Source organism: Actinotignum sp. usb-actsch-213, from assembly GCF_059085665.1.
In genome coordinates, this window is the sequence record NZ_JBHNSQ010000075.1 from 19,980 (window position 1) to 33,672 (window position 13,693).

Below are 13,693 nucleotides of genomic sequence, written 5' to 3' on the forward strand. Positions count from 1 at the left end.
GAGCTCGACGAAGTGGCACGCTTGATTGATCGTATCCTTCGCGCCGGCGAAGGCCGCACGCTGAAGAAGCTGAAGAACATCACCGCGCAGGTCAATGCGCTCGAAAGTGATATCTCGGCGATGAGTGATGAGGAGTTGCGCGCGCAAACCGATAGCTTCAAGGAGCGCCTGAAAGAGGGAGAAACCCTCGATGCTATCCTTCCCGAAGCTTTTGCCACGGTGCGTGAAGCGGCGGTGCGGACCATCGGTCAGCGCCCCTATGATGTGCAGGTGATGGGCGGCGCGGCCCTCCACCTGGGCAATATTGCCGAAATGAAAACCGGTGAAGGTAAAACGCTGGTGGCAACCATGCCCGCCTACCTCAACTCGCTCACCGGTGAGGGCGTGCACGTGGTCACGGTTAATGATTACCTGGCTTCCTACCAGTCCGAACTCATGGGGCGCGTCTACCGCTTCCTCGGGGTGACCACCGGGTGTATTCTCACCGGGCAAACTCCCGAACAGCGCCGCGAACAATACAATGCGGATATTACTTACGGAACCAATAATGAATTTGGTTTCGATTACCTGCGTGACAATATGGCGTGGCGGACCAGTGAGCTGGTGCAGCGCGGGCATAATTTCGTTATCGTTGACGAAGTTGATTCCATTCTTATTGACGAAGCGCGTACCCCGCTCATTATTTCCGGGCCGGCGGAAGGCGATGCGAATAAGTGGTATCGCGAATTTGCGCGCTTGGTGCTGCGTATGCGCCGGGATACCGATTACGAAGTGGATGAGAAGAAGCGCACCGTGGGTGTGCTCGAAGCGGGAATTGACAAGGTGGAAGATGCCCTGGGTATCGATAACCTCTACGAATCCCTCAATACTCCACTCATCGGCTACCTGAATAATGCAATTAAGGCCAAGGAGCTTTTCGAGCGGGACCGCGATTACGTGGTGCTCAACGGCGAAGTGCTCATCGTGGACGAACACACCGGGCGCGTGCTGCCCGGGCGGCGCTATAACGAAGGCATGCACCAGGCGATTGAAGCCAAGGAAGGTGTGGAGATCAAGGCGGAGAACCAGACTCTGGCCACGATCACCCTCCAGAACTACTTCCGCTTGTACAACAAGCTCTCCGGCATGACGGGTACGGCGGAAACCGAAGCTGAGGAATTTGCCTCGACGTATAAGCTCGGCGTCGTTCCCATCCCCACGAATAAGCCGATGATCCGCAAGGACGAACAGGATCTTATTTATCCCACCCGCGCCGCCAAGCTGCGCGCGGTTGTGGAAGATATTGTGGAGCGCCACGAAAAGGGCCAGCCGGTGCTGGTGGGTACCGCCTCGGTGGAAGCTTCCGAAGAGCTCTCCGATTTGCTCGCACGTGAAGGCATCGAGCATCAGGTTCTCAACGCGAAGCAGCACGAGCGGGAAGCGCGCGTGGTTGCGGAGGCCGGGCGTAAGGGCGCGGTTACGGTGGCCACCAATATGGCCGGCCGCGGTACTGACATTATGCTGGGCGGCAACCCCGAACATCGCGCGGTGGATGCGCTGGCGGCACGCGGCCTGGACCCGGAAGAAACCCCGGAAGAATACGAAGCGGCCTGGCCCGAAGAGCTGGCGCGCCAGCAGGAAGCCGTCAAGGCCGAACACGAAGAAGTGGCCGAATTGGGCGGTCTGTACGTGCTCGGTTCGGAGCGCCACGAATCCCGGCGTATCGATAACCAGCTGCGCGGGCGTAGCGGCCGCCAGGGTGACCCGGGCGAATCCCGCTTCTACCTCTCGCTGGAAGATGACCTGCTGCGCCTATGGGGCCAGGGCATGGCCGGGCGGATGCTCAGCTACGCCATGGACGACGATGCTCCGATCGAAACCAAGCAGATGTCGAAGAACGTTTCGCGGGCGCAAACCGAAAATGAGGCGCGGAACGCGGAAATGCGGAAGAACGTCCTCAAGTACGACGACGTGATGAACGACCAGCGTACCGTGGTGTACACCGAGCGGCGTTCCATCCTCGAGGGCGAAAATATGGAGTCCATGGTGCAGGGCTTCCTCGACTTCGTGGTGGATGACGTGGTCAGCGCCCACACCGCCGATGATAATGAGGAAGCGTGGGATCTTTCCGCACTGTGGACGGACCTCAAGGGCTACTACACTCCCGGATTCACCGCGGAGGAATACCTTGATGAGATTGGCGGGCCCTCCCAGCTGGATCGCACCGCGCTCAAGCGCGAACTCACCGATGATATTCACGCCCATTACGAGGAGCGCGAAGCGGAAGTCGGCGAGGAAAATATGCGCGAACTGGAACGCCAGATCGTGCTGTCCGTGCTGGACCGCAAGTGGCGCGAGCACCTCTACGAAATGGATTACCTCAAGGAAGGTATTGGCTTGCGCGCCATGGCGCAGCGCGATCCGCTCGTCGAATACAAGGACGAGGGCTACCGCATGTTCCAGGCGATGAACGACAATATCATGTCGGAAACCGTCCGGTACCTCTTCAAGTTCGAGCTTCCTTCCGAACGTGCGGCGCGCCTGGAGGCTGAAGCTCAGGCGACCGGCCCGGTGACCGTGGCGGGGAATACCGCGGCGGGTATGGCCGGCCCCGGAGTGGCGATTCGCACCAGCGGTGCGGGCAGTGCCGAGCAGGTGTCCGCTTCCCAGCAGGCGCTGCGTGCCGCCCAGGAACAGCAGCGTCAGTTGCTGGAGGAAAAGCAACGCCAGGTGCAAGCGGAACAGCAGCGGGCTTTGCAGGCCGCGGTGGGTGAAGGCGCCGAGGGGGCCTCGGGCCAGCGCGTGACCGCGGAATCCCTGGGGATTAAGCAGCCGAAGCGCCAGCAGAATGTTTCGTATTCCTCGGCGGCGAAGGACGGTTCCGGGGAAACGGAAACCACCGGTGCGCGGGGCGGTTCGCGCGGGGGCCGGGGCAGTGCGGGTGGTGCTGGCGGTTCTGGTGGTGGTAACCGGGCGCAGCGCCGGGCCGCGGCCAAGCAGAACAAGAAGCGGCGGCGGTAGGCCTTAGATATATGAGCGTCGGCCGGTCACGTGCGTGATAGTTGCGTGACCGGCCGGCGCTTGTTTTTATTTCGGATGCGTTGCGGCCTAATAGCCCTGCGTGCGCGTTTCGGGATAGTTTTTGTTACCCTTGGGGCCCGTTCACCCAATTTCCAAGGCGACGACGATCCAGCGCCCCGCGAGGAATTCCATGCGCATGGCAACCGCATGGGTTCGCTCGCCCGAATATACGCAGGCGATGACCTCGGCCACGCGCGGGCGTGGATGCGTTATTTTGAGCGTGGAAATCCGCAGGTTTCCCAGCCAGGGTGCTTTCCCTTTAATACGCATAGCCAGGCCGGCCCGGCGCACGAGCGCGGCAAATACCTCCGGGCTGAGATGCGGGCGCACATATCCGGGTGCGCGGTGGCCCAGCAGTACCTCAATGGAGTAGATAATAATTCCGGCGGCGAAACGATGCGGTGGCCGGATCTCGGGCGGGAGTGGATCATCCAGGGTAGCCATCTCCTCACGCCACATATCACGGTAGGGCGCGGCGGATAGCGCGAGCCGGTTCCATTGGTGGAGTTTGGATTCGGTCGGTATGGCTGTGTAGGTATCGGTGCTGTTCTCAGCATTGATGGCGTGGAAGTCACCGGCGGGGTCAACACCATCAGTGAGGTAAACATCATCGATCAGCTCAAAGGCATCGATGGGATCCACGCCTTGGGCGGGTTCCATGCCGTTTGTGAACTCCACGCTGTTTGTGGATTCCGTGCCGTTTGCGGGGGCCGTGTCGTTTGTGGGGTCCGCGTCGGTGCCGGGGCGCTCGCCAATCAGAGCATCGGGTAGCTCCGCGGGCTCACCCGCGAGCTCGCCTGCGGACTCGGCTACGAGCCCACGCGCGGGCGGCGCGTTTTCCGCCACGCAGGTATCTTCCTCGTGGGGTGCCGGCGGGAAGGGAGGGTGGCGGGTGACCGCGCGATATTGGGTGATTTCCGCGAGTTGAACCTGATCCAGAGTGGACACAATTTCATCCATATCCGGCTGCGCAAATACGGGAGGTGGTGCAGGTGGGAGCCGAGAAACCCGAATCATCTCCGGCTCCTCCGCCCCGAGATGGGAACACGAACCCGGCTGGCCCTCCGCGGTGACTTCTTCGGGAGGAGGCAGATCCTGACCCGCAGCGTTGGTTATGGGCTGCGGTTCGGGGTGAGCGGGCGTCGTCGTTTCAGTAGCACCGGGGGTATTTTCGGTATGCGGAGCAGTGGACATGGGATCTCCTTGAGATGCGTGGGGGTAGGGGAACGAGCCTCGATGGCCGAGGCAGGACTGAATATGGGTGGTGGGAGCAGATGCGTGACTCTTACTCCCGCGCTGGCGGAAGAATAAAGTGTTCGCCGGGATAAATGAGGTCGCTATCCTCGATGGTGTTGGCCGCGGCGATGGCGTGGGTATAGCCGAGAATATCCGCATCGCTCGCTCCGGCCCCGAGGTGTGTATCGGCAATATCCCAAAGGGTGTCCCCGAGCTGGACAATATAAATCGGGGGAGGCGCTGCCCACGGCAGCTCCGCGGGCTGCGGATCCGAGTTGAGGAGCGGGGCAGTCAGCTGCGAAATCTCGGTCGGGGAAAGGGCGGGTGTACTGCGCGCGGTGGGGCGTAACGATTCGGCGGGAGCGCTACCCGGGTCACTTGGCTGAGCTGCCAGAGAGGGCTGAGCAGGTTCGGCCGGTTCAGCCGAAGGCGATGCCGCAGGTAGCGCCGGCGGGTGCAAATAGTAGCCACCCGCGTCGTCTCGATACGAGACATCACCGAGCAAGTCATCGGGATTCGCGCGGAACGACCCGGTGGGATCGGGACTGGGCTGGGAAGGCGAGGTGAGAAGAGCGGAATAGTCACCGCCCCAGCCAATATCGACGCCGCTGCCAGAGTTCGGCTCCGCGGCCCATGCCCCGGGCATGGCCACCAGCGTAGTGGCGAGAGTGCTGGTGAGAGCCGTGCGGAAATGGCGCCCGCCGATGCGACGGGCGAGGCGGGTGACGGCGTCGTCCTTCCCGCGCGCGAAGCGTGCAACCGCGCAATAGCAGAGGGTGAGCCGCGCGCATGCCAAGCACGCGACGATGCATACGCCCACGGTGAGAGTCCCGGTGAGCTGGGCGACGCTCCCGGGCGGAGCATGCAAGCGGGCGGTCGCGACCGCGAAAAATGCGGACGCGAGCCCTGCGAGCGCCGATAACAGCGCTTTGATCGTTGCCGACATCGTGAACCTCTTCAGTGGGGTTACCGGTCAGGATCGAAAACCTCGTGCTCTGCTCGTGATGAAGAGCGGGTGGCACGCGGTTCTCACCGTGGTGGTATGACTAAATGTCCCGTGTGGCTCAACTATTAATCAGCCGGGTACACCCGGCCTCATCCCCCTGTGGATAACTCATATAAGAAACGGCAGGGAATGCCCTGGATATCCACAAGCTGTGGATGAGGACTTGGCGAGTTGCGCGCTAGCTGCCACACTGACTCCACGGCGCGAGCGGGCGTGAGCGGAGGCCAAAGTGGTGGTTATTTCTGGTCGTTTCCGGTCACTTCGCATCGCTCCCGGTCGCGAGTTTTCGCGGTCACATGCGTTCGAGTGTGGTCAAGTTCGCTCACATGCGGTCAATCGAAAGGGGAAGCGGATGCGTGAGAAAACGTGGACGCGGTGGAAAGATCCGCGTCTGGCAGGTGGGGTGGCGTTGATTGCTGCCGGCGCGCTCGCGGGCGGGTATGCGCTGCGCGGCCCGGTGACCGTGCCCGTCTATCGGGCAACCGAGGCGGTGGTGCCCGGCACCTCGCTGGATGAGGCGAGTCTGGCCGTGGTGGAAGTACCGGCCGGGCTGGCCGACGCCTATATACCGGCAGGCCAGGCCGGTACGGTTGGGCGCACGATTTACCCGGGTGAGCTGGTCGAAAAGTCGGCGTTGCGCATGTCGGGCGAGCGGGTCGTTACGATGCTGCCGCTCAGCGGTGCGCTTCCCACTGCTCTGGCGCGCGGGGCACCGGCGCAATTGTGGGCGCTTCCCGCCGCGGGCGGCACCGGCGAAAAAGCTCCCGCCCGGCTGATTTCCCGGGAGGTTATCTTCGCGGGAACGGCTAGCGATACGCATTTCGCGGGCGCGGCGGCGATGGAAGTTCATATCCCGCGCGCCGAGCTCGGAGCTGCGCTTGAGGAGCTCGCGGCGGGTGCGTCATTCACGCTGGTAGGTGAGGTGCAGTGAGGTCGAATCCTGAGCGCCGGAAGCATGGCAATGTCTCGAAGCACACGAATCCTGCTGAGCGTCCCCATCCTGACCCCGGTTTCTTGGTGGCCATCTGGGGGAGCGCGGGCGCCCCGGGGCGTTCCACTCTGGCACGCGATCTTGCCTGGGTGTTGAGCGAGCGGCATGCGGTGCTGCTGGTGGACGCGGATACCCGCAACCCGTCCTTGGCGCAGCTCGTGGACCTGGGCGAGGAGCCAGCCGGGCTCATCGGAGTGGCCCGCGCCCTGCATGCTGGCGACGCGCTAGAGACGCAGCTTCCGCGTTACGTGCGGGAACTGCGCACCGGCCCGCGTGGCACTTTACATTTCCTCCCCGGCCTCAATCGCGCTGGCCGCTGGCATGAGCTGATTGGACCCGGTATTGGCGATCTGTGGGATAAGCTCCGACCTTTCGCGCAGGTCACCATCGTTGATTGCGCCGCGGAACTTCCCACTTTTCTCGACGAGGCCAGCGCTCAGGCAGGCGGATTCCTCACTTTGAATCAGCACGATTGGCGCAATCAGCTAGGCCAGCGAGCCCGGAGTAGCGCGGGATGTATCGGGGCGAGCGGGGAGCGTGATAGCTTGACGCTCAGTGCGCTTCTTTCCGCGGATCTCGTGGTGGTGGCCTGCCGCGCCGGACCGGTGGGTTTGCGCCGCGGAGTGGAGGCGTGGTGGCGGGCCCGGGCGCTGGCCCGCGCGGCTTTGCCGGTGGTCACCCGCGCGGGTCTGGAGGATCGCGTTACTTTCGCCTCGCTTCTCGGGGAGAGTGAGATACCCGCCGTGATAGGGGTGGGCGACGACGAAGCTCGCTACGCACGGGCCGAACGAGCCGGCACCAGCGTGGTGGCTGTAGCCCCTCGCAGTAGGGTGAGTCGGGATGTGCGGCGGCTGGCGCGTGCCGTTCTGGACTATCGGGGTGTGGGGCGGTGAGTAGACTGGGCGCATGAGAATTTATCTTCCGGCTACTCCTGCCGATGTTGCGATGTCCGTGCTTTCCGGGCGTGTGGTGCACGCGGCAACGGAGGCCCTGGCGCGTGAAGTGAATGATGAAGATCGTGACTATCTCGAGGCGATTGCTTTCAACGCGGCCGCGGATGATTCTTTGTGTGCCGTTTCGGCGATGTTCGCCGGGAAGGCCGATCCTCAGTTCGGGGTAGTGCTCCCGGAGCGGGGCGGGCTGCGCCCGCGCCGAGTTGTGATTGCCGCTGAGGTAGCACCCGAGAAATGCCGGGATCTTGCCAACCCGGAGGAGTATTTACCCACGGCCCTTGAGCTTTCTGATGAGCTCTCCTGGGCTGAGGTGGTGTCTATCCACGTGGACGGGCCGGAGATGGAACCCTACGTGCTGGCAGGGCCTGATGACGAGGCCGCTTTCAAGGTACTCGCCGAGGAGGACTTGCTCTGGTACGACGTTTCCGAACGCCTTGATCTAGCCCTCGAACTGGGTGCAGCGGCAAGCGTTTAAGGCGCCGACATGGTTATGTGGTCTGGATGTGCATGCTGATCGGATGATGCTGCATGTATAGCCGCTTGTTATGAAAACCGCGCGAATAGTTCTCTCATATCTATGAGACTTATTCTCTCAAAGAGGCTATGTGCAAATTGAATAATGATTCACGAGTCCATGTGCAGGCGGGTGGTTATGTTCCACACACTTTGTGGAAAATAAGTTACATAAAGACTGCAAGATGGGCGGAAAGTCCCCTATCAATTGGGGGGCGTCCAATAAAGCCCCAGGTCAAAGCGGTATATGCATATTTGATGAGGTATTGCTAAATATCAAAGGGGATATTCATGGTTGTGTTACGATTTTGAATGTTTAGGCGATACGGTGCGTTACTGATTGTGTTTTGGTGATACTTGGGTGTATCACTTTCATAATTTTCACATATGTGACGGCGTCCGGCTCCTAAATATCCGTATATCTAACCAATGGAGAAAAGATGTCTCACTACACGGGGTCGCTTAATTCGGCACCCGGCATTTTCGCTCCGGCTGGCAATCGAGCGGGGGGGGGGTATCTCTTCGTAAGAAGCTGTGGGCGGGCCTTACTGCTGCAGCTTTGTGTTTGAGTCTCACCCCGACGTTTAGCGCTCCTTCTGCACAAGCCTATGAGCTACAGCGGTCAGACGGTAATCTCGGTGAAATTAAAGGCTCGGTATATGGCCGAGTTTTCCACGACCGAGGCGGCAGTATCGCTAGTTTTGACAGTAATGATGAGGGCCTGGCTGGCGTCAAAGTGTATGCCCAGTGGGTTGATTTTAAAAACAAAAAGCTGAAGGGTGCTGTCTCGCCGGTCTATTGGACCGAAACTAAAGCCGATGGCAAGTACTCGATCAAGCTCCCTAATTGGACGGACGCACTAGGTATCGAGCATGAGTGGAAAGCTCAGGCAGGGCAAGGCTTGCGTATTTGGTCCGATAACCCCGATAAAACCAAGTACGTCAATTCATTTGTCGAAGCCGACGGCGTATTTGTTAGTAACGGGATGGTGCAGCGTTATGTAGGTACGTGGAATGCATGGCCACAGTCCGCTGCGGAGAACTTCAATATTTCATATCAGGAGCGCCCGCAAATTAGCGAGATGTTCCCGGATGAGAGCACTTGGAAGGAAACCACCAACCAAGAAAACGGTGGCTGGGTTTCGGGTCGTGTTTTCTATGACCAGAGGAATGTGTTTGGTGCACCCAAGGCGGTGCGCATGTTCCAAGACAGCTTTGGTGATGTTGCAGTACCTGGCGTTAAAGTAGTCGGCGCATACGTTCAAGACGGAGTGGCGAAACTCTTCGACGAATGGAAGAAGAACCACAACGGCTATACTCGCGAGCAGTTTAAAGCTGCGCAGCGTGAAATTATGGCGAAGTATGAGCAGGAGACCGGGAAGAGCGCTATCGCCGAGACTTCCTACGCGGTCACGGATGCCAAGGGTAATTATCACATCCAGTTCCAGGGCCTGTGGGGTGACTCTTACAGCTACAAGGGAATTGTGAATGCTGGGCAACACGGCGATCCGGTTCCCGAAGGTGCGAGCGCTTCGTGGCTCAAGGGTAACCTCAAGTCGCGACACGTTAACGTCGAATATATGTACGTTGCTCCCGTTCTTCCTGATGGAGTAGGGGGCGCCCTTGATAACTTCCCGGATAACTTGTATCAATACGGCGCCCAGGTTGTTGACTATGCGACCGACGGCGCTATGAGCAATATTAGGGATCAGGATTTTGCCCTTCGTATGGAGGATCGTGATTTCCAGGTTTTGGAGTACAACCAGACCACTAAGCCTGCGGCTCCTGGCGTGACGGTCGAAACGAAGGCTACTGGTTTTGTTCCCTCGAGCGGTCACGAAATTGTGTGGACGGATTCCGAGGGTAACGAGGTGCATAAGTGCATCTCCACATCTTCAAACCTGGGAGTTGTGAACTCGTGTCCTCTGACCGTTCCGGCTGATCTCGATCATGACGAAATCTACACGGCAACAATCTATCCCGAGGGCTCGCGCGATACTGCGCTAGCCAAGGACGCATTTGCCGCCAAGCCCACTCCGGAGTACAAGCACACCTCGGTTGACCTCGACACGACCGAGACTGTTGCTTCGCCGCTTCACAAGGAAAACGGAACCAAGCCGCGAGATGCCAAGTATGCTCCGCTTGATGACAACACGAAGATTCCGGCGGAACTGCTTGCTGATGTCGACCAGGCCAAGGTGAAGGTTGGCCAGCAGCCCTGGGCGACGGTTAATGAGGATGGGACAATTTCCCTTGCTCCGACCGCTGGAAATGCTGAAGTTGGCGAATACCTCATCCCGGTCAAGATGACTACCCCGACGGGTGAAAAGATTCTTCTTGCTCCGATTACGGTGCGTGATCCGAATTCCGATGGTGATAACGACGGCACTCCGGACCTGAAGGATCAGTGTCCTGCTGTTGCTGGGCCGGCTTCTAATAATGGTTGCCCNGCNTGGGGTGATGGTGATGGTAAGCCCGGCGCTGAAGTGACGCTGGAGAAGGACCCTGCTAATGGCAAGGTTCCGGATACTGCATCATGCGAGGCGACTGGTGGTGCCACCTGCGCCATTGGCCCCGATGGCAACGTCGTCGTCAAGATCCCTGGTGACGCGAAGGATAAGGACGAGATCACTGTCACGATCAAGGATGGTGATAAGACGTTTGATACGTCGAAGGTGACTGTCACTGATCCGGATACTGATGGTGATACTGTTCCTGATTCGTTGGATCAGTGCCCGTCTGTTGCTGGGCCGGCTTCTAATAATGGTTGCCCGGCTTGGGGTGATGGTGATGGTAAGCCTGGCTCGGATGTGACNNTNGNGAAGGATCCGGCTAACGGCGATATCCCGAACACCGCTACTTGTGAAGCCGGTAATGGTGCTAGCTGCACCATTGGCCCGGATGGCAACGTCGTCGTCAAGATTCCGGAAGACGCTGCCCCCGGTACTGAGATTCCGGTGACCATTAAGGATGGTGACACGACCCTGGACACCTCCAAGGTGACCGTTATTCCCGCGAACAACCCGATCTGGAATGACACGACCACCGAGCCGTCCGCACCGGTTAAGCTGCCTAATGAGGGTGGCCCCGTCCCGGCAGGCTCCACGGTTGAGGTGACCGGGCCGGGTACCGCAACCCTGAACGAAGACGGCTCGATCACCGTCACTCCGAACGCGAACGCCAAGGATAAGGACCAGATCGTCGTCAAGGTCAAGGACCCGAACGGTAAGGATCTTGACTCCGCTACCGTGACCATTGCTGACCCCGACACCGACGGCGACAATGTCCCCGATGGCAAGGATCAGTGCCCGACCATCGCTGGGCCGGCTTCCAATAANGGTTGCCCGGCNTGGGGTGATGGTGATGGTAAGCCTGGCTCGGATGTGACGCTTGCGAAGGATCCGGCTAATGGTCCGATCCCGTCCTCGGCCACCTGCGAAGCAACCGGTGGTGCCACCTGCACTATTGGCGGGGATGGCAACGTCGTCGTCAAGATTCCTGGGGATGCTAAGGATAAGGACGAGATCACCGTGACCATCAAGGATGGTGACAAGGTCCTCGACACCTCCAAGGTGACCGTCACCGATCCGGATACCGATGGCGATACCGTCCCGGATGCGCTTGATCAGTGCCCGGATATTGCCGGTCCGGCTTCCAATAACGGTTGCCCTGCGTGGGGTGATGGTGATGGTAAGCCCGGCACTGATGTGACGCTGGAGAAGGATCCTGCTAATGGTCCGATTCCGTCCTCGGCCACATGCGAAGCAACCGGTGGTGCCACCTGCACTATTGGCGGGGATGGCAACGTCGTCGTCAAGGTTCCTGGTGACGCGACCCCTGGCACTGAAATCACAGTAACCATTAAGGACGGCGATAAGACACTCGATACCTCCAAGGTGACGGTTACCGAGCCGGACAAGCCTGTGTGGAACGACGGAAACAGTAAGCCGGGTGTTCCAGTGGACCTTCCTAATACCGGCGGGCCGGTACCCGACGGCACAACGGTGGAAGTGAACGGTCCGGGTACCGCGACCCTCAATCCCGATGGTTCAATCACGGTTACCCCGAATCCGGATGCTAAGGACAAGGACGAAGTTGTCGTCACGGTCAAGGATCGCGATGGCAAGGAACTCGATACCGTAACCGTGACGGTCAATGATCCTGATACTGACGGCGATGGCCTGACCGATTCCGAAGAAGAAAAGATCGGAACCGATCCGAATAACCCGGATACCGACGGCGATGGCATCAATGACGGTGANGANGTCAATGGCACCAAGAANCCGTTCNAGGANGACAAGTCTGANCCGNACGGTAAGCCTGGTAATACCGATCCGCTCAACCCTGATTCGGATGGCGATGGCGTGAATGACGGTGACGAAGTCACTGGCAAGCACAACAANGGNAANCCGACNAACCCGAANAAGGCCGANNCNGATGGTGACGGCGTGACGGATGGGGATGAGAAGAAGGANGGNACCGATCCGAANAACCCGGACACCGACGGTGACGGCGTGAATGACGGTGACGAGAAGAAGGACGGAACTGACCCGAAGAACCCGGACACCGACGGCGATGGCATCAACGACGGGGACGAGAAGAAGGACGGGACCGATCCGAAGAACCCGGACACCGACGGCGACGGTGTGACTGACGGTCGTGAAAAGGACCTGGGCACCGACCCGAAGAATTCTGATACTGATGGTGACGGCCTGACCGATGGTGAGGAAGCCGGCACGGACATTGACGAGAACGGTAAGCCCGCTCGTAATGAGGATGGCACCCCGAAGGTCGATGATTCCAAGGCCACCAAGACCGACCCGAAGAACCCGGATACCGATGGTGACGGTATCAACGACGGCGACGAAGTCAACGGCACCAAGAACCCGTTCAAGGATGACAAGTTCAATAAGGACGGTAAGCCTGGTAATACTGATCCGCTCAACCCTGACACTGATGGTGACGGGGTGAACGACGGTGACGAAGTGACCGGTAAGAATAACGGTGGCAAGCCGACCAACCCGAATAAGGCCGATACCGATGGCGATGGCGTGACCGACGCTGACGAAATCAAGGACGGCACGGACCCGAACAATGCTGACACCGATGGTGACGGCGTGACGGACGGGGACGAAAAGAAGGACGGCACTGATCCGAAGAACCCGGATACTGACGGTGATGGTGTGACTGATGGTCGTGAAAAGGACCTGGGCACCGATCCGAAGAACCCGGATACTGACGGTGATGGCCTGACCGACGGCGAGGAAGTTGGCACGGATATCGACGAGAACGGTAAGCCTGCTCGTAATGAGGATGGCACCCCGAAGGTTGATGACTCCAAGGCCACCAAGACCGACCCGAAGAACCCCGATACTGACGGTGATGGACTCACTGATGGTGAGGAAAAGAAGATCGGTACTGACCCATTGAACCCGGATACCGATGGTGACGGGCTCACCGATGGGGACGAGGTGAACGGCACTAAGAACCCGTTCCAGGACGATAAGTTCAATAAGGGCGGTAAGCCTGGTAACACCGACCCGCTCAACCCGGACACCGATGGTGATGGTCTCACTGATGGTGACGAGGTAACCGGCGCGAAGAACGGTGGCAAGCCGACTAACCCGAATAAGGCCGATACCGATGGTGACGGTATCAACGACGGTGACGAAATTAAGAACGGCACCGACCCGTTGAACCCGAACGATCCGGGCAAGCCTGCACCGAAGACCAAGAAGGTCAAGAAGACTCTTCAGGTCACTGGTGCAACGAGCGTGGGTCTTGCTGGTACGGCGGCATTCTTGCTGCTTGCTGGCGGGCTCGTGGTGACGCGGCGCCGCAAGGCATAAGTGCTGAACTGATCGCGTAACGCAAGAGAGGGGCTGGCAGACGAACCTTCACAAGGACAGTCTGCCAGCCCCTCATCCATGTAGAA

The 13,693-nt window shown here is 59.5% G+C and carries 7 protein-coding genes; 5 read left to right on the top strand and 2 right to left on the bottom strand.

Annotated features, from left to right (window positions below; all coding sequences use genetic code 11):
* Positions 1-12 precede the first annotated feature (12 nt).
* Positions 13-3,000, top strand: coding sequence for a preprotein translocase subunit SecA (gene secA / locus AC5RK6_RS07880; RefSeq protein WP_087069914.1), 2,988 nt, complete (start codon positions 13-15; stop codon positions 2,998-3,000).
* A 141-nt stretch (positions 3,001-3,141) separates the two neighbouring features.
* Here secA and AC5RK6_RS07885 read toward each other — a convergent pair whose 3' ends face one another.
* Together AC5RK6_RS07885 and AC5RK6_RS07890 are read right to left on the bottom strand one after the other, a co-directional pair.
* The gene (locus tag AC5RK6_RS07885; protein WP_087069913.1) at positions 3,142-4,254 is read right to left on the bottom strand and encodes an Rv3235 family protein; all 1,113 of its coding nucleotides are present in this window, start codon (positions 4,252-4,254) and stop codon (positions 3,142-3,144) included.
* A gap of 91 nt (positions 4,255-4,345) precedes the next feature.
* The gene (locus AC5RK6_RS07890; RefSeq protein ID WP_101595302.1) at positions 4,346-5,242 is read right to left on the bottom strand and encodes a LysM peptidoglycan-binding domain-containing protein; all 897 of its coding nucleotides are present in this window, start codon (positions 5,240-5,242) and stop codon (positions 4,346-4,348) included.
* A 412-nt stretch (positions 5,243-5,654) separates the two neighbouring features.
* Here AC5RK6_RS07890 and AC5RK6_RS07895 point away from each other — a divergent pair, with 412 nt between their 5' ends.
* The 4 genes from AC5RK6_RS07895 (at position 5,655) to AC5RK6_RS07910 (ending at position 13,607) form a co-directional block, all read left to right on the top strand.
* On the top strand, positions 5,655-6,233 hold the full coding sequence (locus AC5RK6_RS07895; protein WP_087069911.1) for a hypothetical protein: 579 nt from the start codon (positions 5,655-5,657) through the stop codon (positions 6,231-6,233).
* Positions 6,230-7,186: a CpaE/TadZ family protein gene (locus tag AC5RK6_RS07900; protein WP_145989737.1), complete on the top strand. Its 957-nt coding sequence runs from the start codon at positions 6,230-6,232 to the stop codon at positions 7,184-7,186. The genes AC5RK6_RS07895 and AC5RK6_RS07900 overlap by 4 nt, the downstream gene beginning before the upstream one ends.
* A 13-nt stretch (positions 7,187-7,199) precedes the next feature.
* Positions 7,200-7,721: a DUF6912 family protein gene (locus AC5RK6_RS07905; protein WP_087069908.1), complete on the top strand. Its 522-nt coding sequence runs from the start codon at positions 7,200-7,202 to the stop codon at positions 7,719-7,721.
* 2,343 nt (positions 7,722-10,064) lie between these two features.
* Positions 10,065-13,607, top strand: coding sequence for an Ig-like domain-containing protein (locus tag AC5RK6_RS07910; RefSeq protein WP_493926427.1), 3,543 nt, complete (start codon positions 10,065-10,067; stop codon positions 13,605-13,607).
* Positions 13,608-13,693: the final 86 nt, after the last annotated feature.

What these genes read in the sequence shown, in the direction of transcription:
- AC5RK6_RS07905 (WP_087069908.1), top strand. Translation starts at nt 7,200, where the DNA reads ATGAGAATTTATCTTCCGGCTACTCCTGCCGATGTTGCGATGTCCGTG.
- AC5RK6_RS07895 (WP_087069911.1), top strand. Translation starts at nt 5,655, where the DNA reads ATGCGTGAGAAAACGTGGACGCGGTGGAAAGATCCGCGTCTGGCAGGT.
- AC5RK6_RS07890 (WP_101595302.1), bottom strand. Translation starts at nt 5,242, where the DNA reads ATGTCGGCAACGATCAAAGCGCTGTTATCGGCGCTCGCAGGGCTCGCG.
- AC5RK6_RS07885 (WP_087069913.1), bottom strand. Translation starts at nt 4,254, where the DNA reads ATGTCCACTGCTCCGCATACCGAAAATACCCCCGGTGCTACTGAAACG.